Raw genomic sequence first — 25,321 nt, 5'->3', positions numbered from 1 at the left:
ATCATAGGAGGTGAGTGGATATGGACCAGAGTCTGCTTGTATTCGTGACAGCGGCGGAGCGCAGGAATTTTTCACGTGCCGCGGAGGATCTGCACATGACACAGCCGGCCGTCAGCCAGTACATCCGGGCACTGGAAGACACGATGGGCGCCCGCCTGCTGGAGCGGACGAACAAGTATGTGCGACTCACAAAAGCGGGTGAAATCGTGTACGACCACGCAAAGGACATCGTCGGGTTGTACAAACGCATGCACCGGCTCGTCGATGATCTGTCGAACGAGGCGGGTGGGCCTTTGTCGATCGGGGCGAGTTATACGTTCGGCGAATATGTCCTTCCCCATATACTGGCCCGGCTGCTGGCGGACTATCCGCGCATCCAGCCGGATGTCACCATCGGGAATACGGCCGAAATCGCCGATCTGATTGTCGCCCAGCAGCTCGACGCGGGCATCGTGGAAGGCCGTTTCAAGGAAAACCGGCAGCTCGCCGTACTGCCGCTTGCGGAAGATCATATGGTGCTGGCAGCGTCGCCCGGGCACCCGCTCCTGGATTCCGCCCAGCCGGTCAGCTGGGAGTCGCTTGCGGAGCAGACGTGGATCATGCGGGAACGCGGTTCCGGCACACGGGAGGCGGCAGAGACCGTTTTCAGCGATAAGAGCATCACGCCAGACCGGACAATTCAGTTCAGCAGCACCCAGCCCATCAAGGAAGCTGTCGGAGCGGGACTCGGCATCAGCCTTCTGTCGGAATGGGCTGTGCAAAAAGAGCTGGCGCATGGAGATCTCGCAGTGATACAGGCACCCGGGCTGCCCCATATCCGCCAGTTTTCCGTCGTGACCAACTCGACGTACCGAACGAAAGCGCTGCAAGTGTTCCTGGATCTGCTGCAGTCTGCGGATGATCTGACGTCGTTCGGGCAGCGGGGCTGAAAAACCAAAAACTGTCCGGGGAAGACCGTACTGGTGCTTCCTGGACAGTTTTCCTTAATCAGCGGCGATGAACCCCGTTGAGGATGATTTCACTCTGCGGAATCGATGGAATGCTCGACATGCTGTAGCTGAGATCCTGATCCGGGACGTCATACTCCATCTTGTTCGCCAAGTAATCGAGCGTCACTTTCATCACTTCGACAGTCGCCCACTCGCCCGGACAGCGGTGGCCGGTCGCGTGATCGCCGCCTCCTTGGGGAACGAAATTGAAAGGCGTGACAGTATCTGCGGCAAACCGTCCGGGACGGAACCGGTCCGGATCCGGCCAGTTCGCTTCTTCGTGGTTCGTCCCATAGAAATCGAAGATGACCAGCGTGCCTTCTTCGAAAGTTTCCCCGTTCCAGCTGAACTCCTCTTTGACGCGCGCCGCATTGAACGGGAAGAACGGGTACAGCCTGCGGACTTCCTGCACGAAGTGTTCGATTGGTTCCTCTTTGCTGCCCTTCAGTTTGGCGCGTTCCTCCGGATGCGTAAGGAGCGCATGCGCTGTGAATGCAATATAGATGGAAACGGCAACGATCGGCCGGACGATGTTCAGCACTTCCACTGCAGCTGTGCGGGCATCGAGCGGATTGCCGTCCAGATCCTTATGCTGGGAGAATGTCAGCAATGCTGTGCCGGCCGGCGGCTGCAGCCGGTCAGCGCGCACGTCCTCGACGAGACCCCCGATCCAGTCTTCGAGATCACTGCGCGCCCGGGTGCCGCGGATATACTGGACACCGACGGAGGTCGGCGATTCGAACAGCTGGACGATCTGGCCTGTCCGCTTCTGGACGTCGTCTTCGGACAGCGGGACGCCGGCCCAGCGGACGGCAGCGCGGGTGAGCACCTCCTGGGCCGTTTCATATAGGTTGATGTCCGCACCGCTGCCCCACTGATCGAGTTTCCGCTCCCATTCGTCCGCCGTCAGCTTCCCGAGCTGGCGGGTATGATCGGGATTCATAAGTTCCATAAACATCGCTTTCCGATGGTGGTGCACTTCCCCGTCCAGCGTCTGCACCCCGTTTTCGCCGAGCAGTGTTTTCTGGGCATGCTTCGGTGCCGCCCCATGACGGATGAATTTATCATTATCATAGAAAATCCGGCCCGCCTCTTCCCCCGTCAGACAGATGACACGCTCCCCGAGCAGCCGCGTTTCAAAGATCGGAGAGCCAAACTCCCGGCTCCGCTTCGGGATGTAGTCATAGCCTTCCTTCATCAGGCCGAGTGTATGGTCGATCCCTTCCTCTTTCGGTATCGGTGACATGTATGATCCGCTCCATTTCCTTTTTGCTATATCCTTTCCCTGGGAACGGCTGGGTAAACGCCGGGCGCCGGGCGCGGGCAAAATGGAATCAGCCTGAAGTGGTTTAATAAGAATGCGCCGAAACGGCGGCGCCGACAAGCCAGGAACTGATTTGGCGGGAGCGGCATGAGAGATTCGGCATGGTGGTCTGGCGATGCAGGGCCTGGCTTTTTGCATGGTGTGTCGGTTGGCCGGACTTCGTGCAAGTAAGACAGCTCTTTTTACATGAAGGCACCGGTTTGCTGGGCTTCGTGCAAGTAAGGCGGCCCTTTTCGCATGATGCTGCCGGTTCCCTGGGCTTCGTGCAATTAAAACGGCTGCATCTTCGCCTCGCACACAATTCCATACACGAGTCGCAGTTGCGCCACCAACAGTCATGTGCCCTCTTCAATCAAAAAAACGAGCTGCCCGGCCGGCAGCTCGCTTGCGTCATTCTATAATCAGTTTTCCTGGGTTCAGCAAGTTCTCCGGGTCGAGCGCCTGCTTGATCTTCAGCATGACGTCATAGGCGGCACCGTGTTCCTCACGCTGGTATTTCTGTTTGCCGACGCCGACGCCGTGCTCACCGGTGCACGTGCCGCCGCAGGCGAGGGCGCGGCGGACGATGGTTTCGTTGTAGTCATTGGCCCGCCGCAGTTCGTCTGCGTCATCGTGATCGATCATGAGCAGGACGTGGAAGTTGCCGTCGCCGACGTGGCCGACGATGCCGCCTTCGAGCCGCAGCCGGTCGAGCTCTTCCCGGGCGAAGACGACCGCCTCTGCGAGTTCCGAAATCGGGACACAGACATCCGTCAGCATCATCTGTTTGCGCGGGAAGCCGTGCGTGTAGGCGTACGCCGCATTGTGGCGCGCTTCCCACAGCTGGTTGCGGCTCGCGGTCTCCTTTTCGAACAGGATCTCTTTACAGCCGAAGTCGTTGACGATCTCTTCCGTGAACGCAACATCCTGGGCGAGGCCGGCCTCGTTGCCGTGGAATTCCAGGAACAGCGTCGGCTGCTCGGCGTAATCCGTTTCGCTGTAGGCGTTCACCTGGCGAATCGATTCCGTGTCGACGAGCTCCACCCGGGCGATCGGGATACCGGCCTGCAGAATCGCAGGTACGGCTTCGATTGCATTGGTGACCGAGTCAAAGACGGCGCGGGCGGCAACCGTCACCTCAGGGATACCGAACACACGCAGCGTCAGTTCCGTGAAGCAGCCAAGTGTGCCTTCCGAGCCGACGAACAGGCCGTTCAGATGATAGCCGGACGACGACTTCGCCGCCATATTGCCCGTATGGATGATCGTTCCGTCCGCCAGCACCACTTCCATATCCCGGACCTGATCTCGCATGACGCCGTATTTGACGGACGTCGTGCCGCTCGCATTCGTTGCGGCCATGCCGCCGAGCGTGGCGTCCGCTCCCGGATCGACCGAGAAGAACAGGCCATGCTTCTTCAGTTCTTTGTTAAGCGCAGTGCGCGTGACGCCCGGCTGGACCGTAACAAGCATATCCGCCGGACGGATGTCGAGGATTTTATCCATCTCCGTGAAGTCTATCGTGATGCCGCTGTCATACGGGATCACGTGGCCTTCGAGACTCGAGCCGACGCCGAACGGGATGACCGGCATCTTGTGTGCAGCCGCCGTTTTGACGATCCGGCTCACCTCCTCGGTCGACCTCGGAAAGACGACCATATCCGGCAGGCTCGGCGTATGGTAGGATTCGTCCTTGCTATGCAGGTCGCGGACCGTTTCGTTCACCGTGATCTGATCGGGCTCCAGGAATTTTGACAGGTCCTCTGTCAGCTGTTCAATTGCAGTTATCATAAGATCCTTCCTTCCGTTTTCGCTATTTTCCAAGTATAGCGCATCTTCTTTCTGTTTGGTACCGATGGAACCGGGAACACTGGTTGTAATGAACTCAAACAGGAGGACTGCATCATGAAACCAACAGCAGCGGCAGGCAGCGTCCTTGCGCTGAGCCTGCTACTCGGGGCTTGCGGCAGCACGGACGACGACAAAGCGACAGATACAACCGGTACGGAGGACACGGCCACGGAACCGGGCTCCGTCAATGACACGGATACCGGAATGGACGATGCCGGTACGGACAGTGAAGACGGCAGTACGGGTACAGAGACGGATACAAGCGGCACATCCGATTCATCGGACACAGCAGCCGACGGCCAGGACGATATGAAGGAAAAGATGGACCAGCTCGCGTATGATGAATTCGAACTGGAAGTCGACTACGGCAAGGACCAGGAATATGAAATCGAAATCGAGCAGGACAATGGTGTCGTCGAAGCAAAAGTAGAAGATGAACTGTCCAATCAGAACCTGAACGGACAGGAAGCGTTCGATGAAATCTATCCAAAACTGAAAGAACTCACCATCACTGAAACGACGTCGAAAGAAGACGCCATCCAGCAGGCGTTGGATGCATTCGGTCTGAAAGATGATTATGTGAAGTTCGACATGGAGATCACAATGCCGGACGGCAAGAAACTCACCTTTGAAGATAAAAAATGACATACGAAAAAGCGGAACCGCGTCCCGGTTCCGCTTTTTTCATTTACTGTGGTCCTGTACGAACCGAATGATCTCTTCAGATGTGCCCATCTGGAGGATTTCCGGAATGTATCCTTCCCAGTCAGCCTTCGAAAGACCTGCGATCTGGGAGCGCGCTTTTAGGATGCTGGACGGGCTCATCGAGAACTCGTCGAGGCCCATGCCGAGCAGGATCGGGATGGCCAGCGGGTCGCCCGCGACTTCGCCGCACATGCCGGCCCATTTGCCTTCCTTGTGCGCAGCCGTGATCACATTGTGGATCAGACGCAGCACGGCCGGATGGGTCGGCTGGTACAGATAGGAGACCGATTCGTTCATGCGGTCTGCGGCCATCGTGTACTGGATCAGGTCGTTCGTGCCGATCGAGAAGAAGTCGACCTCTTTTGCGAACAGGTCCGCAATGACGGCGGCTGCCGGGATCTCGAGCATCATGCCGACTTCATACGACTCACTTACCGCAAAACCGTCCGCTTTCAGTTTCTCTTCTTCTTCCAGCAGCATGCCCTTCGCCTTCCGGAACTCTTCGAGCGTCGCAATCATCGGGAACATGATCTTCAGGTTCCCGTGAATGCTCGCCCGCAGGAGTGCCCGCAACTGTGTGCGGAACATGTCCGGCTCCGCGAAGCAGAGACGGATGGCGCGTTCACCGAGGAACGGATTCATTTCATCCGGCGTCTTGAAATAATCGAGCTCCTTGTCCCCGCCGATATCGAGCGTCCGGACAACGGTCGGCCGGTCGCCCATTGCGGTCAACACCGCTTTGTATGCTTCCAGCTGCTCTTCTTCGGTCGGCCAGTCGCTGTTGCCCATGTACAGGAATTCGGTGCGGAACAGGCCGACGCCTTCCGCTCCGTTTTTGTCCGCCAGCGGCAGGTCATCGACAGATGCGATATTCGCGCCGACTTCAACGTGCTGTCCGTCGCTCGTCTTTGTCGATTCCGTCACATAGCGCTTCAGCAGCTCCTTGTCCTGCTGGAACTTTTCCTGTTTGACCGTGTAGTCATGGACAGCCTGTTCCGTCGGATCGATCAGCACCAATCCGTCCGTGCCGTCCACGACCAGCTGTGTGCCCTGCTCGATTGCGTCCATTGCCGACTTCGTGCCGACCACCGCCGGTATTTCAAGCATCCGCCCGAGAATAGCGGAGTGCGACGTGCGGCCGCCGATATTCGTCACGAACCCTTTGACAAACTCCTTGTTCAGCTGTGCGGTCGCAGACGGGGTCAGGTCATCCGCCACGATGATAACTTCTTCATCGATCGAGGATGGATCGGAAACGTGCACGCCGAGCAGTTTGGCGAGAAGGCGCTTCGTCACGTCCCGGACGTCCGCCGCCCGCTCGCGCATGTATTCGTTGTCCATTGCTTCGAACATTGCCGTGAATGTATCCGCCGCCTGCTGGAGTGCATACTCGGCGTTGTTTCCCTGCTCGATGCTGCCCTTCACACTCGACAGCAGTTCCGGATCGTTCAGGACGAGCAGGTGCGCACCGAAAATGGCCGCCTTGTCTGCGCCGAAATTCTCTTCAGCTTTTTTACGGATGGCTTCCAGTTCATCAGCCGCTTCACTTTGAGCGGATTCGAACCGGGCGATTTCCGATGCCGGGTCGTCGATCGTGCGCTTTTCAACGGTCAGATCAGGTGATTCCAGACGGTAGGCTCTGGCGATCGCAATGCCGTCGGAAACCCCGATCCCTGTCAGTTCGTTTGTCACTCGCCGATACTTTCCTGCTTCATGATCTCGTCCACTTTCGCGATCGCCTCTGATTCGTCAGCGCCATCCGCTTCCACGTCCACTTGCGCGCCGGACTCGATGCCCATGCCCATGACACCCATAATCGATTTCATATTCGCTTTCTTCCCGTTATAGGTGATTGTGACGTCCGACTGGAACGGGGTGACAGCTGAGACAAGAAGGGAACAAGGACGTGCATGGAGCCCTTCACTGCTTGTGATTGTGTACGTTTTCTTTTCCATAACCGATCTCTCCTTTAAAATTAGAACTTGATGCGGCCGCTGTAGGCGGCGACCAGTTTTTCGTTATACTCTGCATTTCCCTCCAAGTTGCCGCTCTTGAAAACCGGAGGGGTGCGCCCGTCCGCTTCCATGGCGGCGACGGTCTCGCAGAACAGCGCATGCAGCAGCGTATTGCCGATGACCGAAGACACCGGACCGCACTGCACACCGCCGACCTGCATGACCGCATCGCCCGGCGGCACTTGCGTATCCAGCACAGCCGCGACGAGTTCTTCGAGCCGCCTGCCGGACGCATGGCGCGATGGATGCTCTTGTTCAGTATACCGCAAAGACTGCAGGGAAACCGTATAGGCGCCTTGTGCAGCAGCATATTCAGCGACGTCGAGCGGAACCGGATTCCGGCCGGATGTGGAGATGATGATCACCGCATCCTCGGGCCGGATATCGAGCTTGTCCAGGAACGATCTGCTGAATGCCGGATCTTTCTCATACATGGAAGAACTCACAGCCCCTTCATGCAGCATGAGCGGCCCGATGGAGATCGGCCGGACAGGCACAAGGCTGCCCGCCCGGTAGAACCCTTCCTGTGCGAGCAGCTGTGAATGGCCCGAGCCGAACAGCTGGATGATCCCGCCCCGGCTGAGACGCGCGGCCAGTTCACCCGCCGCTCCCTTCAAAACGGGGACGGCTGCCTCCCCCGCTTCGCCGATCAGTTGCTGTACCTTTTCAATATACCCTGTCATGGCAGGATCACCTCCCGATTTCACTGATGAATTTATAGCGGTCCGCCCGGTATGTACTGCGCACCACTTCAAACGGACGGCCGTCGTCAAGGGCGCTCACCCGCTCGATCAGAACGACTGCGGCAGGCAGGCTGATCTGGAGGAACTCTGCGTCCTCCTGCTTTGCAAGGGCTGCTTCCATCCGCTGTACCGCCTGCCCGATCACGAGTCCGCATTCCTGTTCAATGTAGGCATAGAGCGAACCCTGCAAGGCGGCTTCCGTCAAATCCGGCAGCAGAGCCACAGGCAGGAACGACCGCTCGATCGCCATCGGTGTATTGTCGGCGTACCGGACGCGGACAATCTGGTAGACCAGTGCACCGGCCGGCAGTCCAAGCCGGGCCGCCACCTGCTTATCCGGCTTAACCTCCTTGAAACTGACGAGCGCTGTTCCCGGCACGAACCCGCGAGCTTTCATATCTTCCGTGAAGCTGGTCAGCCCGTTCAGCGGCTGTTCCATCTTCTCTTCGGCGACGAATGTTCCCCGGCCCTTCTCCCGGTACAGCAGCCCCTCCTTGACGAGGTTCATGAGCGACTGCCGGACGGTCATCCGGCTGACGCCGAACTGCTCGGACAACTCCCGCTCGGACGGGATGAGGGAATTGACAGGATAGGTTCCGCAGGCAATCCGTTCGCGCAGCAGCTCCTCGATCTGGACGTAGATCGGAATCGATGATTGCTTGTCGACGATCATGACCACCGCCGATCCGCCGGGGTGCCGGCCCGTCCCTTACTTGCTTCCATGGCGTTCATACCCTGTCACACCGCGGCAGATCGTCCGGGTGACTTCCCAGTCCGCATCCAGCAGGACGAGATCCGCATCCTTCCCTTCCGCGATGGCACCCTTCTGATCCAAGCCGAGCTGTCGCGCTGCGTTGCCCGATGAAATCTTCGCCACTTCCACAGGTCCGAGACCGAGCATCACGGCAACATTCCGCACAGCCTGTCCCATCTTCAGGATACTGCCGGCCAGCGTGCCGTCCGCGAGCCGTGCATCGGTTTCCGTCACGTGGACCGGCTGGCCGCCGAGCTCGTATTCCCCCGGATCCAGGCCTTTCGCACGCATTGCATCGGTAATGAGAATGAGACGATCCGGGCCTTTCATGCGGTAGGCGAGTTCCACGGATTTCGGATGGCTGTGGATGAAGTCCGCGATGATTTCCGCACACAGGCCGTCCGTCAGCAGCGCCCCGCCGATCGCACCCGGCTCCCGGTGATGGAAGGGGGACATCTGGTTGTACAGATGCGTCGCCTGCTTCGCGCCGGCTGCTGCCGCATCCTCCATCTCGAGGACCGTCGCGTTCGTATGACCGAGAGACGCAATGACGCTTTCGGACGACAGTTTGGCAATGAATGCCTTGCCGCCCGGCTCTTCCGGTGCCAGCGTCACCATCCGGATCTTACCGTCCGCTTCCTTCTGCCACTGATCGAACTGATCGGCATCCGGCGGGCAGATGTACTGCAGCGGCTGTGCACCGGCGCGTTTCGGCGACACGAACGGCCCTTCCAGATGGATGCCGAGCATGTCCGCCTGACCGGGCACCGATTCAAAGCCGGCCAGATTCTTCATCGCCGCGCTGATCGCTTCCGGTGCCTGTGTCATGGACGTCGCGAGGAAGGAGGTCGTCCCTTCCTTCGGCAGCACGTCCGCCATCGTCCGGATCGCTTCCGGTGTGGCATCCATGACGTCCGCTCCTGCCGCCCCGTGGATATGCATGTCGATGAACCCCGGCAGTACAACCTGTCCTGACGCATCGATATGCTCGTCCGCTTCACGCTTCAGGCCAGGGCCCACTTCGCGGATCACACCGTCTTCGATGAACACATCACAGTGCTCCGCCAGGCCATCGGGTGTCACGACTGTTCCGTTACTGAGTAATGTTGTTGTCATATGTGTCCGCTCCTTAACGAAATGCGCCGGACGGGTGACTGTTGTCTCCCCGGCCGGCGCAGTATTTATTTATTCGTCCACTTTCAGAATCTTGTCGGTTCCTTGACGCTGGAATCCTTTTTTCAGGATATGCAGGTTCGCTTTGTCGACGTTTGTGAAGATGACCGGTGTCACAACGGAAGGCGCATGCTCCCCGATGTAGTCGAGGTCGATATTCAGCAGAGCATCACCGCGCTGGATGAGCTGGCCGTTTTCAACGAGCAGTTCGAACCCTTTGCCGTTCAGTTTGACCGTGTCGAGGCCGACGTGGATCAGCACTTCGACGCCTGTGTCCGTTTCAAGACCGATGGCGTGGTTTGTCGGGAACACACTCACCACTTTACCGTCGATCGGTGAATGGATCGTTTTCCCTTTCGGCATGATTCCGAAACCAGGGCCCATCATTTCTTTAGCGAAGGCATCATCCGGCACTTCCGACAGCGGAATGATATCGCCGTCGACCGGCATCGTGAAGTCCGTCTCCGGCAAGGCCTTTACATCATGTGTCTGTGTATCCAGTTCCATCGCCTCTTCCGTCTCCGGCGGCGGATTGCCGTTCGTCATGCGCCGTTTCATCGCCTCTGCGAGGAATTCGACCGCTGTGCCGATGACGACCTGGACATTCGTCTTGCTGATCTTCATGAAGCCCATTGCGCCGTAGCGCTTCAATTCTTTCTCATCGATGATATCCGAGTCTTTCACTGTCAGGCGGAGACGTGTCGTACAGTAGTCGATCGCCTGGATGTTGCTGATACCACCGAGTGCTTCGATCGTGTGGTAGGCTTTCACTTCCACGATATCGTCCCCATAGACCGCCTCTTCGGAAGAGACATCGTCGTCATCTTCACGGCCCGGTGTTTTCAGGTCGAGCTTGACGATCAGGAAGTAGAAGATGATGAAGTAAAGGACCCCGAACACGAGTCCGATGACCAGCAGGATCAGCGGGTTCTGTGCGAGACCGAAGTTCAGCACATAGTCGATCGCACCTGCGGAGAATCCGAATCCGTGATGGACGTCGAACAGGTACGAGACGATCATGGACGCGCCTGTCAGCAGGGCGTGCACGACGTACAGGACAGGTGACAGGAACATGAACGCGAACTCGATCGGCTCGGTGATCCCTGTCAGGAACGATGTGAACGCGATACTGAAGAGCATCCCGCCGACAATCGATTTCTTTTCCTTCTTAGCTGCTGCATACATGGCAAGACCTGCTGCCGGCAGACCGAACATCATGATCGGGAAGAAACCGGACAGGAATGGTCCTGCTGTCGGATCCCCTTTGAGGAACCGGTTGATCTCCCCTTTGACGACATTTCCTGCTGCATCAGTGAACGTACCGAAGTCAAACCAAATCAAGGTGTTGATGACGTGGTGGAGACCCGTCGGAATGAGGAGACGGTTCAGGAATCCGTAAGTTCCCACTCCAAGAGCGCCCGCACCGAGCACCCAGTTGCCGATTGCATCGATAACATTCTGAATAGGTGGCCAGATGAAGATCAGCAATCCTGCCAGCACTGTCATTGTTGCAGAGGTTATAATCGGAACAAATCGTTTTCCACCGAAAAACGCAAGAAACTCAGGCACCCTAATATTATAAAAACGATTATAGAGAAGTCCGGCTACAATCCCGGAAATGATGCCACCAAATACTCCCATGGTAAAATCTTTGCCCAATACTGCCTCCATAGCACTTGTCAATACTAGATATCCGACTGCACCTGAAAGAGCGGCGCCACCGCTATTGTCATGGGCAAAGCCCATGGCGATCCCGATTGCAAAAATGATTGCCAGGTTATCGATAATCCCCGATCCAGCAGCTGCAATGAACGGAATATCAAACAGGTCATCCTGCCCGAGACGCAGCAGCAAGGCAGCTGCCGGCAGGGTCGCAATCGGAAACATCAGTGATTTCCCGATGCGCTGAATAAAGTTCATCATCTTCTTCTCACTCCTTTTAAGTTTTCTTACTATTCACTATACCGCTGGTGCGGTCTAGTTGTCTAGACCAATTTTAACAGAAACCGAGAAGTTTGTAAGCGTTTTATTGAAGATATGAAAAAAAGTGCGGGAATATGAAAAAACGCAATCAGAGAATGATCTTCCCTGCCCGCGTTTCCTCATACTACTCACCGACTATCCATGCAGGTCAGCCATCCACTTTCACAATGCCTGCCGTGCCGGATTCCTGTCTGCCTTGTTTCAGCAAGTGAACGTTCCCTTTTTCCGTATTCGTGAAGATGATAGGCGTCACAGCGGACGGGGCGTTCGCCCGGATATGGGCAAAATCCGCTTTCAGCAGCGGTTCCCCCTGCCGGACCTCCTGGCCGTCCTCTACAAGCAGGTCAAACCCCTCTCCGTTCAGCTTCACGGTATCGAGTCCGATATGGATGAGTACTTCCACCCCTGAATCGGACATAAGGCCGACTGCGTGCTTCGTCGGGAACGTGCTGACGATTTTGCCGTTCACGGGTGAGGTGATCGTCCCGTCTTCCGGATCGACCGCAAACCCCGGTCCCATCATCTCCTGTGCGAAAACGGGATCCGGTACGTCCGCAAGCGGCATGACAGTTCCGGTCACAGGCATGACGAACGCGCCTTCCGTCAGACCGCCGCCGGCAGGCTCCGGTGCCGGCGCTCCTTCAGTTTCCGTTTCCCCGCGCAGTGACTGCGCCATCTTCTTGAAGAAATTCGCCAATGTCTCCACTCTCCTTTTCATCGTACTGTACCCTCAGGGAAGTCCGTTTACTACTCCCCGATGAAATATTTCACGAGGCTGTCGAGCATTTTCGGCAGGCGGATGAACGCGCTCTCGATATGCAGGCGCTCCGTCCGCTGGTGCGCATCCTTGCCGAACGGCCCCACGTTGAGAACGGGTGCATCGAGTGCTTTCATCTCCTCGAATGGCATCCAGTACGTCTCACCCCAGACCGGCGTGTTGTTCTCGAACGACTTCCAGCCGCTGCCTTCGTCCTCATAATGGACGTAGCTCAGGTCGCTGATCCCGTTGAAATAATGGATCTGCGAGACTTCCGTGCCGAGGGAGACCGCTTTCTCCTTCATGAGCGTCACCAGTTCCCCGACCAGCGCATCCTCCGATGTGTTGACCGACGGATAATATGGCGGCGCGAACAGCAGCACAGCGGCCGGCGCCAGTTCCTGGCATTCGATCATCAGTGCGTCGACGATCTTGAACGATTTGTCGCGATCATCCAATTCCCACTCGCCCGCAATTTCGGTGATCATCCGTTTCACTTCAGCCGCCCCAAGTTTTTCCGTCGCATACGTCAGCAGTTCCTCATACTTCAACAGCCGCACCTGGCCGACCCCCGGCACATCCGCCCGCCGGCAGATTTCATCGTAGGCGGACTGGCACGCACCGACAGCTTCCCGGGCGACTTCTTCGAACAGCGCCATCACGTCCGCAGCGGTCCGTTTCATCGTGAAGACATTATAGAGGGCCGTTGACCGGTACGGCGTCTGCACCGAGTAATGGGTCTTCAGGTCCTTCTGCTGGAGTGTGACCGGCAGCGGGGCCGTTTCGCCGTGATCCGTCTCCTCGAAGTTGCTGTTCCACTCCATGCGCTGCGTCAGGAAGGAGGCCATGAATGTTGACGTAATGCCTTTCAGCGGCTCGCCGACGTGTGTCTCCTTGCCATAGAACAGGGCAGCCGGCATTATCTTGCCGATGGAACCTGTATAGATGTATTCCTTCGGGTCGCCCGGTTCCTGTGAAAAGACCGGTTCGCCGTTCAGGAACAGCGTATACGTCAGCCTGTGCTCCTCTTTCAAACGGATGAGCGATTTGACGGCTGTCCGCATACCGGCGGAACTGACTTCCTCATCCGGGACGGTGAGCAGCAGCAGATTGACCGGCCAGCCGGCGTCCGCCGCTTTCTCGATGAGCGCCATATGCAGCGCAAGACCCATTTTCATATCCATTGTGCCGCGGCCGAACAGATACTCGCCGGATTCCAGATCGGCAAGCGCTTCATCGGGCAGCTCTTCCTTGTGCTCCTGGAGTTTCGCCGTCAGTTCTTCCGGATGGCAGGCGAACGGTTCGAGCACGCCGTATTCCTCTGTCCAGACGGTGTCATAATGGCTGATCAGCACAATCGTATCCTGTGCGTTCGGATGCTTGTACAGCGCCGTCACGGAATTCCTGCCGAGCCCCGCGTCATGGAGCTCCACGAGATCCGGCTGTTCATCGAAATACGGGATGCTGCGCAGTTTTTCCGCAAGCCGGTGGGGGAATGCCTTCTCCCCTTCCGTCGTCGTCCGGCTCTCCCAATTCACGAGTTCACACAGCAGGCCGCGCAGTGTCTCCGGCGTGCTCCACTGCAAAGGTGCTGTTATACGCTGGTTCGTCATCTATACCCCTCCCTGATAAGTTACCGCCATCGTGCATCTGGATGCCTGTATTGCATCCTGACAGTCTTTTCTGTCTACACTGTCGAGTGTACTCGTTTTCCCCGGAAGAATCACTTGGGACAGGCTGACGTTTCCCTTGCATCCTCATAAACATAAGTTTATAATATAAACATAAGTTTAAACCTCATTCTGAATGAAAGGCGGTCAGGACATGAATGAAAAAGAGCATCAGCTCCTACAGCTGCTGCGCCGTGATCCGTACTGCTCCCAGCAGGAACTGGCCGACCAGCTCGGCCTGTCGCGTCCGGCTGTCGCCAACCTGATCTCCTCGCTGACGAAGCGCGGCTATATCGAAGGCCGGGCATATGTGCTCGCGGAGGAAGAGGAGATCATCTGCATCGGCGGTGCGAACGTCGACCGGAAATTCCATGTACAGGGCCCGGTTGCCCAAGGGACCTCCAATCCATCGTCGTTGTCTGTCACGATTGGCGGGGTCGCCCGCAACGTCGCCGAGAACCTTGGCCGGCTTGGCCACCCGGTCCGCCTGCTCACAACAGCCGGGAGCGATGCGGACTGGGAACTGATCGCCGCGAATTCAGCGGCATACATGGATCTGTCATCTGTCCGTCTTCTGCCGGACCGTTCCACGGGTTCCTATTCGGCGGTGCTCGATCCGGACGGCGAACTCGTCATCGCGATGGCGGTGATGGATGTCTACGAAGCACTCGATGCGGCGTATATCTCCGAGATGGAACGCCGGCTGGCCCGCGCGAAACTCATCGTCACGGATCTGAACGTGTCAAAAGTCACAGTGCAATGCATCCGGACCATCGCCCGGCGGCACGGCGTCCCGTTCGCCATCGTCCCGGTCTCCGGCCCGAAGATGGCCAACCTGCCCGACTCACTGGAGGGCCTGGATTGGTTCATCTGCAACGAGGACGAGGCGGAAATGCTGACAGGCACCGCCATCCGGACAATGGAGGATTGGCTGACGGCCGTCCGGCAGCTGCTCGATCAAGGAATCGAACACGTTATTATCACCCGCGGACGGAACGGCATCGCTGCAGGCGACCGCACCACCGGTATCATCCGCCACCACGAAGCGATTGCGGGTGTCCATGTCGAGGACGTCACGGGGGCGGGAGACGCATTCGTTTCCGGCACCCTGCACGCCGCAGTCACTGGAAACCCGCTGCAGGATGCGGTCCGTTACGGACTGGTCAATGCAGCGAAAACGCTCGCATCCGACTCAACGGTACGCCCTGAACTGACAGCAGCAGGATTACAAAACGAACTGGAGGAATTATCATGAAATCATATATTGTCTACTCGGAAGAAGTATTGAAAGCAAAAGCGGAAGGCCAGCCGATCGTCGCGCTCGAATCGACGATCATCTCCCACGGCATGCCGTATCCGCAGAACGTACAGACCGCCCGCGAGGTGGAAGAGATCATCCGGAAGAACGGTGCGGTGCCCGCAACCATCGCACTGATCGACGGCCAGATCAAGATCGGCCTGTCCAATGAAGAACTCGAAATGTTCGGCAAAAGCGATAACGTTGCGAAAGTATCACGCCGGGATATCGGCTACCTTCTCGCAACGAAGCAGCTCGGCGCAACGACTGTGGCAGCGACGATGATCTGTGCGGATCTCGCAGAAATCCGCATCTTCGTCACAGGCGGCATCGGCGGTGTGCACCGCGGGGCAGAAATGACGATGGACATCTCCGCGGACTTGGAAGAACTCGCCAAAACGGATGTCGCTGTCGTCTGTGCAGGCGCGAAATCGATCCTCGACATCGGCCTGACTCTCGAGTACCTCGAAACGAAAGGCGTGCCGGTCATCGGTTATGAAACGGACGAGCTGCCGGCATTCTTCACCCGCAAGAGCGGCTTCCCGATCAACTTCCGTGCGGACAACCCGGAGATCGTCGCCGAAACCCTCGCTGTGAAATGGCACCTCGGCCTCACGGGCGGCGCCGTCATCGCGAACCCGATTCCGGAAGCGGACGAGATCGATCCGGATCTGATCAACCGCATCATCGAGCAGGCCCTCGCGGAAGCGAAAGAGAACAATATCAAAGGCAAGGACGTCACGCCGTTCATGCTGGCGAAAGTGAAAGAACTGACAGAAGGCAAGAGCCTGGATGCCAACATCGCCCTCGTCAAACACAACGCCGTCGTCGGCGCGAAAATCGCCGTCGCACTCAGCAAGTAATCACTGAAAAAGCTCCCCGCGGGGAGCTTTTTTGCGTGGCGTTGTCCGCGGACCGCTCGATTCCGACGGCTGAGCGATCCATTCCGCTGGCTGAGCGATCCATTACGACGGCTGCGCGATCATTTCCCCCAGCGAACCGCTCCATTTCGCCACCCAACCGCTCCATTCCCGCGGCCGCTCACCCCCGCCCGGCCAATTCCTCCGTCGCGCCAAGTGCCCTCCTCCCCCAATCAAGCCCTGAAAAATTTGAATGGTGGGCTGCGCCTTTTCTGTTGGGGCCACCAGTGAACCAAGGGCCGGTGCGCTCAAGCAGGTGGCACTGGCGCTCAAGTTCTGGGTCAAACGCTCAAGAAACCGCCCGCACGCTCAAGCATGCCGGGAAGCGCTCAAGCCGGCTGGTCAAACGCTCAAGAAACCGCCCGCACGCTCAAGCATGCCGGGAAGCGCTCAAGCAGGGGACAACCGCTCAAGCACCCCGCCGAAACGCTCAAGCCTACACTCCACCCCACCAAAAAAACAAGCAGCCCGCGGGCTGCTTGCTCCATTCACACCGCTTCCGCGCGGTGGCCAATCCACTTGTAATATAGCAAATACAGCGCCGGGATCATCACCAGTGTGAACAGCCCGGAGAATGCAAGGCCTGCGATGATCGTGATGGCGAGCGCCTCGAACAGCGGATCGCCCGACACCGCCACCGGAATGAGCGCGACGATCGACGTCAGGGACGTCAGGAGGATGGGCTTGATGCGCGCGTAGCCGGATTCGACGATCGCCTCGATGACATCCATGTCCCCTTGCAGGCGGCGCGCTTCGACGAAGTCGATGAGCACAACTGCGTTCCGCACGACGATTCCCGTCAGCGAGACAATTCCCATCACGCCGAGGAAACTGAGCGGCGTCTGGGTGATGAACAATCCCAGAATCGCACCGGAAATGCCGAGGTATACGGCAAACAGCACGAGGAAAGGCAGACTGAACGACTTGAACTGGAACGCGATGACCAGATACACGAGCAGCAGGACGACGAGGAACAGGATGCCGATCTCCGCAAAGAACGCCTGCTGATCGGAGTTCTCCCCGCCCGTCGAGATGGAGTACCCATCCGGCAGTCCGTCCTTCGCTTCATCCGCAATCTCTTGCAAATCCGACTTGAAGCTGTCGGACGATCCATACGCCTTCAGCGTGATCGCCCGCGCCGCCTGCTTGTGCGGGATCTGGGCGAGCTGCGGCGCCTTCTCTTCCTGCAATAGGTCATCGAGCGGCACGAATTTCGGCGGTTCCTGTTCCGACATGGCCGGAACGGTGATCGACGACAGATCGATCGGTTTGCCGTCGTCCACGCCCTGCTGTTTCAGGACGACCTGTTTCGCGATATCCCCGTCATACTGCTTGAACAGCGGAATCCCCTGCGTCAGCAGCTGCAGCTGGTTCGTGACCAACCGGAGCGGAATGCCGTTCGCCTCGAGCGCCGTCCGGTCCGGTTCGTACACGACCGCCGGCACGGGTTCCCCGAGATTATCCGTTACGATATCCGCACCGCCGTCCAGCAGACGCTGCTTCAAGTCATCCCTCAACTCCGCAAGCCGGTCGATATCCGCACCTGTCACCGTCACGGTCACCGGCGCCCCGACAGGCGGTCCCTGCACGATCGTGTTCAAGAAGATTTCCGCATCCCCATAGCGTTTCCGGAGCTCGGGTTCCCATTTGCCGATGAATTCCGAAGCACTCGTCTTCTCTTTATCGATCCGGAATACGGCCTGCCCGGTGTTGCCGCCCGTGTTATCCATGCTGGCGGCGAACAGGTTCGGCAATCCGTCTCCTGCAAACAAGGCCGTCTCCTTGACGTGATCGTCCTCTTCCGCCACGTCTTCGACGATCTTCCGGATTTCGTTATCCGTCTCTTCGATCGGCGTCCCTTCCGCGAGCCGGACGTTCATCGTCACTTCCGCCTTATCGGCGGCCGGGAAGAACTCGAACGGCGTCAGGAAGGCCAGGAACAGCAGCCCGGTCGCAACGAGAAGCCCGCCGATTCCGACGACCAGCGGCCGTTTCAGAACGAACCGGAGCACCTTCTCCGAATAGAACACCGCAATCTTCTCGAGCGGTTTCCCGAGGAAGCCCGGCGTATCGGAAATCTTCTTCCGACGCCGCTTCGTCTTCATATATTGCAGCATCGGCACGAGCGTCACCGACAGCACGGTCGATGCGATGATCGTCGTGATGAGGATGCTCGGCAATGCCTTGATGAACGCGCCGTTTCCGCCAGAGAGCAGCAGCAGCGGCGAGAACGTTACGACAATCGCAAGACTCGAGGAAATGATCGACGTGTACACTTCCTTCACGCCATTCACTGCGCCGTCGAGCGGGGAATCCCCGAGCTTGTAACGCCGCTGGATGTTGTCATTGACGACGATGCTGTCGTCGACGAGAATCCCGATCGCAATGATCAGCCCGATTACGGAAATCTGGTTCAGATCAACGCCCATGAACGGAATCGGGATCAGACCCGTCAGCACCGATGCGAGAACGGTCAACGCGACCGCGAACGCCCCGTACAGCGTCAGTCCCGCCGTCGTCACGATGAGCACAGCCGCCACCGCAATCAGCAGTGACGTATACAGACTGCTGAAAATATCGTTCACATTATCCGCCTGCGACTCATACAGATGTGCCGTCACCGACTCCGGCAGGTCATCGATGAACCGGTCCATCTTCTTGCCGACCGTTTTGTCCATCGACGGGATATCCTGCCCCGGCTGGAGGAACACCGTGTACGAAATGGCCGGCTCGCCTTCGAACGTCACGATGTCTTCCGTCTCCCCCGCTGCTTCGCCGATGTCCGCCACTTTCGACAGCGGCACTGCCGCATCACCGACCTGCAGTGTCTTCAGCTTGTCGATCCCTTCCTCCCCGGCAACGCTCAGGGCGACCAGTTCCGTGCCGTCATCATGCGTCCCAAGCGACACAGGCTGGTTCGCCTGCTGGAGCACATTGAGCACATCGAACGGCTGCAGCCGGTATTGTGCGAGCTTCGCAGGATCGAGCGCAATCACAATCTGCCGGTCCGCGAACCCTTTCACGGTCGTCCCAGCCACACCTTCCGCCGACTGGATGTCATCCGACAGGCCGGACAGCGGTTTCTCGAGCTCCGCAAGCGCCGCCTCATCTCCCGTAAACATATACGAAACGAGCGGGAAGGCAAGGTCGAGTTTCCGGACATCCGGCGTCTGCACGTTCTCCGGCAGATCGGTACCGGCCCGCTGCACTTCCTGCTGCAGTTTGCTGACCGTCTGCTCGGAGTCGATCCCGTCCTTCAGCTGGATCGTCACGATCGATGCCGAATTCGCGGACACGGACTGCACCGACTCGATGCCGTCCACTTTCTTCACAGCCCGCTCGAGCGGATCCGTCACCGTCCGCTCCACCTCCTTCGGTTCCGCCCCTGGCAGGATCGCGGACACCATCACGAGATCGACCGGCGTCTCCGGAATCTCACGCTTCGGCAGTGTCAGGAACGTATAGACCCCGACCAGTATGAGGATGAATAAAAGAAAGATGAATAACTTGCTCCGTTTCAATAAATACGCCATCGCGTCCACCCTTCCCTCTTCCGATTGGATGTTATGTAAGCCTTTGCAAGACAGCCCTATGCGTCTTGCCTGCTGTCTGTTCCATCATCCCACAGCCGCAGGAAGCGCACAAATAGTAAGTCCCTAAAAGAACAGCAAGATTTGTTTGACAACTCAAGAGGAATCTTGTACAGTACATAAGGACGAACAATTATAACTAAGTCCTCAAAATCATTCGTATTTAGGAGTGTTCAACAATGGACGCAGTATTCGATTATGAAGATATCCAACTGATCCCCGCAAAATGTATCGTGAACAGCCGCTCGGAATGCGACACGTCCGTCACCCTCGGAAACCATACATTCCGCCTGCCGGTCGTTCCTGCCAATATGCAGACCATCATCGATGAAAACATTGCCGTTCAGCTCGCTGAAGGCGGTTACTTCTATATTATGCACCGGTTCGATCCGGCATCCCGTCCGGCGTTCATCCGCGATATGCACAGCCGCGGCCTGATCGCATCGATCAGTGTCGGCGTCAAAGACGACGAGTACGGATTCGTCGAGCAGCTCGCTGCGGATTCCCTGATCCCCGACTACATCACAATAGACATTGCGCACGGTCACTCGAACGCGGTCATCCGCATGATCCAGCACATCAAGAAGCACCTGCCGGAAAGCTTCGTCATCGCAGGTAACGTCGGCACACCGGAAGCCGTACGTGAACTCGAGAACGCCGGCGCGGACGCAACGAAAGTCGGCATCGGGCCCGGTAAAGTCTGCATCACCAAAATCAAGACAGGCTTCGGCACAGGCGGCTGGCAGCTCGCTGCGGTCCGCTGGTGTGCGAAAGCGGCTTCGAAGCCGATCATCGCGGACGGCGGCATCCGGACGCACGGCGACATCGCAAAATCGGTCCGCTTCGGCGCGAGCATGGTGATGGTCGGGTCCCTGTTCGCAGGCCACGAGGAATCCCCGGGCCAGACCGTCGAAAAGGACGGCGGCACGTTCAAGGAATACTTCGGTTCCGCCTCCGAGTTCCAAAAAGGTGAAAAGAAGAACGTCGAAGGCAAAAAGATGTACGTCGAGTACAAAGGACCGCTCCAGGACACGCTGACGGAAATGGAACAGGATCTGCAGTCCTCCATCTCCTACGCAGGCGGCCGCAACCTCGATGCCATCCGCACTGTCGACTATGCCATCGTGAAAAACTCGATCTTCAATGGCGATAAGGTCTATTGATCGGATGAAACCAATAAAACCGGAACCTCCATACAAGGGGGCTCCGGTTTTATTTCATTACATACCAAACGCAAAGACAAAGACAAATAACATGATCACCAGCGCGGCGATCAGGAATCCGGCGACCAGCACGAGCAGGTTGACGCCGAACCCTTTCCAGGCGGAGAAACCGTGCACGAGGCCGATCCCCTTACTGGAAATAACGAGGGCATAGATGCCAAGCGCGAACGTCAGGAAGTTCACAAACAGATAGACCGTCAGCGGCAGATACGTGATGGTCAGACTTTCCGGGTCCGGTGTCTTGAACGCAAGCTCCCCGTACACGGCGATGACGGCATAGTTGACCGGTGCCATCCAGATCATCGGAATCGACGAAGCCGGCACGACCCGCAGCATGTCACGGAACGTCCCCCGTCCGCCGAAGATACCACGGCCGATCCACGTATAGAGCGCCGAGCCGATCACCCAGGAGATCAGGGCACCGACGAATGTCGTGATGATCAGCAGCGGAATCTGGACCCCTAACGGCAGGCTGGACGTGAGATTGGTATTGCCCGCCTGGTAGCCGCCGGTCGACAGGGCGGCGAGCGCCAGGATGGCGACCGCGTATTTCAGCGACAGCCGGTCTTTCATATAGTTCAGCACATCGGTCGGGCGCGACCAGATCCTGACAAGCGGTTTGAAATTCATATCCATTTCCTCCTTGGAATAAAGGCTCCCCATCCAGTGAAAAGATGGTAAACTGGGAAGACCGGGGGTGGTATCGTTTGAAAAAGAAAATCTGGATCGCAGTCGCGGTCCTCGTCCTCATCCTGATCGCTGCGCTTGTCTTCGCCGGCAACTACTTCTACGACCAGGGCATCAAACGCGGCACCGAAGTCAAATTGCACAGCGAACCGATCGTCGTCAACGACCTGGCGTCCGATGAAGATCGGGCGCTTCTGACAGAAGCCAAGGACTGGTACATGGAACAGGACAAAAACCTGGTCACCATGAAATCCTTTGACGGCCTCAAGCTGAAAGCGCAGTTCATCAAAAATCCGGACAATCCGGACCGCCGTGCCGTCATTCTTGCCCATGGGTTCCGCAACACAGGGGACAATATGGGGAAATACGCGAAATTCTATTATGATCGCGGATTCGATATCCTGCTGCCGGACGCCCGGGGGCACGGCCAGAGTGAGGGTGAGTATATCGGCTACGGCTGGCACGAGCGTCTCGATTATAAGGACTGGATCACGTATCTTATTCAACAGCATGACGCAAACGAGATCATTTTACAAGGAAATTCCATGGGGGCGGCGACCGTTCTCATGACGAGCGGGGAAACGCTGCCCGAGCAGGTGAAAGGGATCATCGCGGACAGCTCCTACACGACCGTCAAGGCGGAGCTCGCCCACCAGCTCAAGTCGATCTACGGGCTGCCCGCCTTCCCGCTGCTCGACGTGACGAGTGTCGTGGCGAAAGTGCGCGCAGGTTATACCTTGCAGGAAGCGTCCGCGGTCGATCAGGTGCGGAAAAACACGCGCCCGCTTCTGCTCATCCATGGCGACAAGGATGACCTCGTGCCGACTGCGATGGCCGATGTGCTGTACAAAGCCGCAGGCGGCGACAAGGAACTGTGGATTGTGCCGGATGCCGGCCATACGAAAGCGTTCGACAACCGCACGGCGGAATACGAACGCAGACTTTCCGAGTTTCTGGATAAAGTGCTCGACTGACCCGAAAACCCGTCTCCCCCGACACAGGGCGGACGGGTTTTTTTACGAGCCGTATTCAGTCGTTTCCCGTGCGCCCTTGCAGGGTAGTCAGGAAGTAAGACTAGAAACGGCACAGCCGCTGCAAGGAGGCACACACATTTGGTACCGAGACTGATCTTGAAACTCCGAAGCAGCATCTGGTTCATTCCGGGTCTATATGCCGTGCTCGCCTCTCTGCTGGCACTCGGCATGGTCCTGGTCGATACGACTTTCAATACGCAAGTGAAAGGGTTCATTCCCGAGTATTTGCGGACATCCGTTGATCTTGCCCAGACGATTCTCGGCACGATTTCCGGTGCACTGCTGACGATGACGACGATCACGTTCTCGACGATCATGGTCGTCCTGACAATGTATTCGTCCCAGTTCTCACCACGCACGCTGCAGAATTTCCTGAACGCACCGTCCACGCAGCGGGTGCTCGGCATGTTCATGGGCGGGTTCATCTACTCGATCCTGTCGCTGCTGTTCATGCGCAAGCAGTCCATCACCCATGAAGTCGTCTCCGCTACGGTCGCTGTCCTGCTGGCAGTCGTCTGCCTGGCATTCTTCGCGTATTTCATCCACAAAGTCGGCAGGGCCGTGCAGGTGAGCCGGCTGATCCGGAATCTGGCTGATGATGTGCTGGAGACGATTGATGAGACGATGCGTGCCGTGGAAGAAGAAGCGGTCGTCACCCTGCCAGAGAAACCCCCATTAGCTGCCGCCTATTCTTCCGTCACCGAATTCAGGAATGGTACGTATGGGTACATCCAATCGATCCAGATCAGAGAATTGGCGGATTGGGCGGCTGAACAGGAGGCGGTGATCGATATCCTGACGCCGATCGGCACCTTTGTCGGAACGGAAAGCATGATTGCCGCCGTCTACCATGACAGCAGGCTGCCGGACTTTGAGCCGGCCCGTAAGTTCACTGTCGGCGAAGAACGGTCGACCTTGCAGGACGTGGAGTACGGCATCGAAAAGATTGCGGAGATCGGCTTGCGCGCGCTATCCCCGGGCATCAACGACCCGAACACGGCCGTGCGCTGCATCCATACACTCGGCGAAGTCCTCGAGCGGGCCACCCATCTGCCCGGCGGGTTCCGTGTCCGCTATGCAGAGGGGAATAAACCGTGCCTGATCCTCCCCCAGGCGAGTCTGGCCGATCATCTGTATGCCGCGTTCAGCCAGATGAGTTTCTACGGCAGGCAGGATGCCGCTGTCCTGCATGCCATGCTCGATGCCCTCCTGTATATCGCAAGGAGCCGGCGTTCCTCCCACGAGACGCTGAATGAGGTCAGACGGATCGGTGAGTACGTCTGGAACCGCTTCGATCATACCGGACTCGAGCCGCTCGATTCGGAACGGCTTGCTGACAAACAGCAGTCGCTCCGTGCGCTGACCGCAGACGGGCCGCATACTTCCCTGTCCGACGGCCATCCTATCGGGTAAAAGAGGTGGTTGGATGGATTGGAGTCTTTTATGGAAAGCGGTCGTGGTCGTGATTGCCGGGACCCTGTTCCTGCGGCTCGCGGGCCGCAAATCGATCTCCCAGATGACGCTCGCACAGACGGTCATCATGATCGGACTCGGCTCCCTGCTCGTGCAGCCGATCGTCGGCCATAATGTCTGGTCCACGATGCTCGTCGGGCTGATGCTGATCATCACCCTCATCGTCATCGAATTCCTGGAAGTCAAAGTCAACCGGGTGGAAGGGCTGGTGACGGGCCGTGCCAAAATCGTCATTTTGGACGGCGTGCTGCAGGAACAGACGCTGCGGAAACTCAGGTTCACGGTGGATCAGCTGGAGATGGAACTCCGCCAGCAGAACATCACCCGGATTGAGGACGTGAAATGGGCGACGCTGGAACCGAACGGACAGGTCGGCTGTGAACTGATGGAGAGTGCGAAGCCCGCAACGAAGCAGGACCTGTACATCCTGCGCCAGGAACTGGAGGCCGTCCTGAAAAAACTGGACGCGTACCCGGTGCCGCATATCACGGAAAACATCCCGGCGGAGCAGAGCCTGTTTACGGAAACCGCCAACAAAGATCTGAAAAACGGGGCACCGAAACGACTCGAATAAGGTGCCCCGCAGAAGGAGGACACCAGTTTGAAACTGATCATCACCGGCGACACCCACCTCCCGGGCCGCGGCAGCCGGCTTCCCCGACGGCTGCTCGATGCATGCCGGGACGCCGACCTCATCATACATACAGGGGATTTCCGGTCACCGGACGTATTGGAGACGTTATCGTCGTATGCCAAAGTACGTGCGGTCTACGGCAATATTGACGGGGAAGATATCCAGGCCCTCGTTCCCGACCGGCAGCTTTTCGACGCAGGCGGGCTGCGGATCGGCCTCGTCCACGGCCACGGAGCGAAACGGACGACCGAACAGCGCGCTCTGGAGGCGTTCACGGATGACGACATCGATATCCTGATCTACGGTCACTCCCACATCCCCGTCATCAAATACTTCAAAGGGATGCTGCTGCTGAACCCCGGCTCCCCGACCGATAAGCGGAAACTGCCGTACTACTCGTTCATTGAACTGACAATTGCAGACGAACCTCACGCCGAGCTCGTGCTGTTTTCGTATAAAACCTAAGCGGCGGCTGGGGTATCGAGCGGTGGCGGAATGGAGCGCTTCGGTAAAGGATTGG

21 protein-coding genes are annotated in these 25,321 nt (G+C 57.8%); 9 read left to right on the top strand and 12 right to left on the bottom strand.

What is annotated here, in order from left to right; all coding sequences use genetic code 11:
• Positions 1-20 precede the first annotated feature (20 nt).
• Positions 21-929, top strand: coding sequence for a LysR family transcriptional regulator (locus QWT68_RS12840; protein WP_290148598.1), 909 nt, complete (start codon positions 21-23; stop codon positions 927-929).
• 58 nt (positions 930-987) lie between these two features.
• Here QWT68_RS12840 and QWT68_RS12835 read toward each other — a convergent pair whose 3' ends face one another.
• Together QWT68_RS12835 and QWT68_RS12830 are read right to left on the bottom strand one after the other, a co-directional pair.
• Entirely contained in the window at positions 988-2,235 is a 1,248-nt protein-coding gene (locus tag QWT68_RS12835; protein ID WP_290148597.1) for a cytochrome P450, read from the bottom strand.
• Positions 2,236-2,703: 468 nt separating this feature from the next.
• The gene (locus tag QWT68_RS12830; protein WP_290148596.1) at positions 2,704-4,083 is read right to left on the bottom strand and encodes an FAD-binding oxidoreductase; all 1,380 of its coding nucleotides are present in this window, start codon (positions 4,081-4,083) and stop codon (positions 2,704-2,706) included.
• Positions 4,084-4,197: 114 nt separating this feature from the next.
• Here QWT68_RS12830 and QWT68_RS12825 point away from each other — a divergent pair, with 114 nt between their 5' ends.
• Entirely contained in the window at positions 4,198-4,788 is a 591-nt protein-coding gene (locus tag QWT68_RS12825; protein ID WP_040285406.1) for a YusW family protein, read from the top strand.
• 39 nt (positions 4,789-4,827) lie between these two features.
• Here the strand turns inward: QWT68_RS12825 and ptsP are convergent, their stop codons facing one another.
• The 8 genes from ptsP to QWT68_RS12785 form a co-directional block, all read right to left on the bottom strand.
• On the bottom strand, positions 4,828-6,540 hold the full coding sequence (ptsP, locus tag QWT68_RS12820; protein WP_040285405.1) for a phosphoenolpyruvate--protein phosphotransferase: 1,713 nt from the start codon (positions 6,538-6,540) through the stop codon (positions 4,828-4,830).
• Entirely contained in the window at positions 6,537-6,803 is a 267-nt protein-coding gene (locus tag QWT68_RS12815; protein WP_040285404.1) for a phosphocarrier protein HPr, read from the bottom strand. The genes ptsP and QWT68_RS12815 overlap by 4 nt, the downstream gene beginning before the upstream one ends.
• Positions 6,804-6,823: 20 nt before the next feature.
• Positions 6,824-7,546: a sugar isomerase domain-containing protein gene (locus QWT68_RS12810; protein ID WP_040285403.1), complete on the bottom strand. Its 723-nt coding sequence runs from the start codon at positions 7,544-7,546 to the stop codon at positions 6,824-6,826.
• Positions 7,547-7,553: 7 nt separating this feature from the next.
• The gene (locus tag QWT68_RS12805; RefSeq protein ID WP_040285650.1) at positions 7,554-8,276 is read right to left on the bottom strand and encodes a GntR family transcriptional regulator; all 723 of its coding nucleotides are present in this window, start codon (positions 8,274-8,276) and stop codon (positions 7,554-7,556) included.
• 39 nt (positions 8,277-8,315) lie between these two features.
• Complete coding sequence (gene nagA / locus QWT68_RS12800; protein ID WP_040285402.1) at positions 8,316-9,476, bottom strand: N-acetylglucosamine-6-phosphate deacetylase; 1,161 nt, start codon at positions 9,474-9,476, stop codon at positions 8,316-8,318.
• Positions 9,477-9,545: 69 nt separating this feature from the next.
• Positions 9,546-11,456 (bottom strand): N-acetylglucosamine-specific PTS transporter subunit IIBC, encoded by a 1,911-nt coding sequence (gene nagE, locus QWT68_RS12795; protein ID WP_290148595.1) that lies wholly within the window; start codon positions 11,454-11,456, stop codon positions 9,546-9,548.
• A gap of 208 nt (positions 11,457-11,664) precedes the next feature.
• Complete coding sequence (locus QWT68_RS12790) at positions 11,665-12,234, bottom strand: PTS sugar transporter subunit IIA (RefSeq protein WP_082023235.1); 570 nt, start codon at positions 12,232-12,234, stop codon at positions 11,665-11,667.
• Positions 12,235-12,263: 29 nt separating this feature from the next.
• On the bottom strand, positions 12,264-13,886 hold the full coding sequence (locus QWT68_RS12785) for a M20/M25/M40 family metallo-hydrolase (RefSeq protein WP_040285399.1): 1,623 nt from the start codon (positions 13,884-13,886) through the stop codon (positions 12,264-12,266).
• Between the two features lie 211 nt (positions 13,887-14,097).
• Between QWT68_RS12785 and QWT68_RS12780 the strand changes: the two genes are divergently transcribed.
• Together QWT68_RS12780 and QWT68_RS12775 are read left to right on the top strand one after the other, a co-directional pair.
• Positions 14,098-15,198 (top strand): carbohydrate kinase, encoded by a 1,101-nt coding sequence (locus tag QWT68_RS12780; RefSeq protein WP_179860732.1) that lies wholly within the window; start codon positions 14,098-14,100, stop codon positions 15,196-15,198.
• On the top strand, positions 15,195-16,103 hold the full coding sequence (locus QWT68_RS12775) for a pseudouridine-5'-phosphate glycosidase (protein WP_290148594.1): 909 nt from the start codon (positions 15,195-15,197) through the stop codon (positions 16,101-16,103). The genes QWT68_RS12780 and QWT68_RS12775 overlap by 4 nt, the downstream gene beginning before the upstream one ends.
• 545 nt (positions 16,104-16,648) lie before the next feature.
• Here QWT68_RS12775 and QWT68_RS12770 read toward each other — a convergent pair.
• Positions 16,649-19,693, bottom strand: a complete 3,045-nt coding sequence (locus QWT68_RS12770) for an efflux RND transporter permease subunit (protein WP_290148593.1) — start codon at positions 19,691-19,693, stop codon at positions 16,649-16,651.
• A 236-nt stretch (positions 19,694-19,929) separates the two neighbouring features.
• On the opposite strand from QWT68_RS12770, the gene guaC reads away from it, so the two are divergent.
• Positions 19,930-20,913 (top strand): GMP reductase, encoded by a 984-nt coding sequence (gene guaC, locus QWT68_RS12765; protein ID WP_290148592.1) that lies wholly within the window; start codon positions 19,930-19,932, stop codon positions 20,911-20,913.
• Between the two features lie 57 nt (positions 20,914-20,970).
• Here guaC and QWT68_RS12760 read toward each other — a convergent pair whose 3' ends face one another.
• Positions 20,971-21,603: a YIP1 family protein gene (locus QWT68_RS12760; RefSeq protein ID WP_290148591.1), complete on the bottom strand. Its 633-nt coding sequence runs from the start codon at positions 21,601-21,603 to the stop codon at positions 20,971-20,973.
• Between the two features lie 77 nt (positions 21,604-21,680).
• On the opposite strand from QWT68_RS12760, the gene QWT68_RS12755 reads away from it, so the two are divergent.
• From QWT68_RS12755 to QWT68_RS12740, 4 genes are all read left to right on the top strand, one after another.
• Positions 21,681-22,634 carry an alpha/beta hydrolase gene (locus tag QWT68_RS12755; RefSeq protein WP_290148590.1) on the top strand — a complete coding sequence of 318 codons (954 nt, stop codon included), beginning with the start codon at positions 21,681-21,683 and terminating at the stop codon, positions 22,632-22,634.
• A gap of 138 nt (positions 22,635-22,772) precedes the next feature.
• Entirely contained in the window at positions 22,773-24,107 is a 1,335-nt protein-coding gene (locus tag QWT68_RS12750) for a DUF2254 domain-containing protein (protein ID WP_052461653.1), read from the top strand.
• Positions 24,108-24,120: 13 nt separating this feature from the next.
• Entirely contained in the window at positions 24,121-24,741 is a 621-nt protein-coding gene (locus QWT68_RS12745; protein WP_040285392.1) for a DUF421 domain-containing protein, read from the top strand.
• A gap of 27 nt (positions 24,742-24,768) precedes the next feature.
• Complete coding sequence (locus QWT68_RS12740) at positions 24,769-25,266, top strand: metallophosphoesterase family protein (RefSeq protein ID WP_040285391.1); 498 nt, start codon at positions 24,769-24,771, stop codon at positions 25,264-25,266.
• Positions 25,267-25,321 lie beyond the last annotated feature (55 nt).

Origin of the sequence: Sporosarcina trichiuri (assembly GCF_030406775.1) — a bacterium.
Classification (GTDB): domain Bacteria; phylum Bacillota; class Bacilli; order Bacillales_A; family Planococcaceae; genus Sporosarcina; species Sporosarcina trichiuri.
Note: the sequence above shows the minus strand (reverse complement) of the source record. Positions and strands in the feature narration are given on the sequence as shown.

Coding starts and splice junctions, on each gene's coding strand:
- QWT68_RS12745 (WP_040285392.1), top strand. CDS start 24,121: ATGGATTGGAGTCTTTTATGGAAAGCGGTCGTGGTCGTGATTGCCGGG.
- QWT68_RS12840 (WP_290148598.1), top strand. CDS start 21: ATGGACCAGAGTCTGCTTGTATTCGTGACAGCGGCGGAGCGCAGGAAT.
- QWT68_RS12835 (WP_290148597.1), bottom strand. CDS start 2,235: ATGTCACCGATACCGAAAGAGGAAGGGATCGACCATACACTCGGCCTG.
- QWT68_RS12790 (WP_082023235.1), bottom strand. CDS start 12,234: ATGAAAAGGAGAGTGGAGACATTGGCGAATTTCTTCAAGAAGATGGCG.
- guaC (WP_290148592.1), top strand. CDS start 19,930: ATGGACGCAGTATTCGATTATGAAGATATCCAACTGATCCCCGCAAAA.
- QWT68_RS12775 (WP_290148594.1), top strand. CDS start 15,195: ATGAAATCATATATTGTCTACTCGGAAGAAGTATTGAAAGCAAAAGCG.
- QWT68_RS12830 (WP_290148596.1), bottom strand. CDS start 4,083: ATGATAACTGCAATTGAACAGCTGACAGAGGACCTGTCAAAATTCCTG.
- QWT68_RS12815 (WP_040285404.1), bottom strand. CDS start 6,803: ATGGAAAAGAAAACGTACACAATCACAAGCAGTGAAGGGCTCCATGCA.
- QWT68_RS12760 (WP_290148591.1), bottom strand. CDS start 21,603: ATGAATTTCAAACCGCTTGTCAGGATCTGGTCGCGCCCGACCGATGTG.
- QWT68_RS12785 (WP_040285399.1), bottom strand. CDS start 13,886: ATGACGAACCAGCGTATAACAGCACCTTTGCAGTGGAGCACGCCGGAG.
- QWT68_RS12780 (WP_179860732.1), top strand. CDS start 14,098: ATGAATGAAAAAGAGCATCAGCTCCTACAGCTGCTGCGCCGTGATCCG.
- QWT68_RS12770 (WP_290148593.1), bottom strand. CDS start 19,693: ATGGCGTATTTATTGAAACGGAGCAAGTTATTCATCTTTCTTTTATTC.
- QWT68_RS12810 (WP_040285403.1), bottom strand. CDS start 7,546: ATGACAGGGTATATTGAAAAGGTACAGCAACTGATCGGCGAAGCGGGG.
- nagA (WP_040285402.1), bottom strand. CDS start 9,476: ATGACAACAACATTACTCAGTAACGGAACAGTCGTGACACCCGATGGC.
- nagE (WP_290148595.1), bottom strand. CDS start 11,456: ATGATGAACTTTATTCAGCGCATCGGGAAATCACTGATGTTTCCGATT.
- QWT68_RS12825 (WP_040285406.1), top strand. CDS start 4,198: ATGAAACCAACAGCAGCGGCAGGCAGCGTCCTTGCGCTGAGCCTGCTA.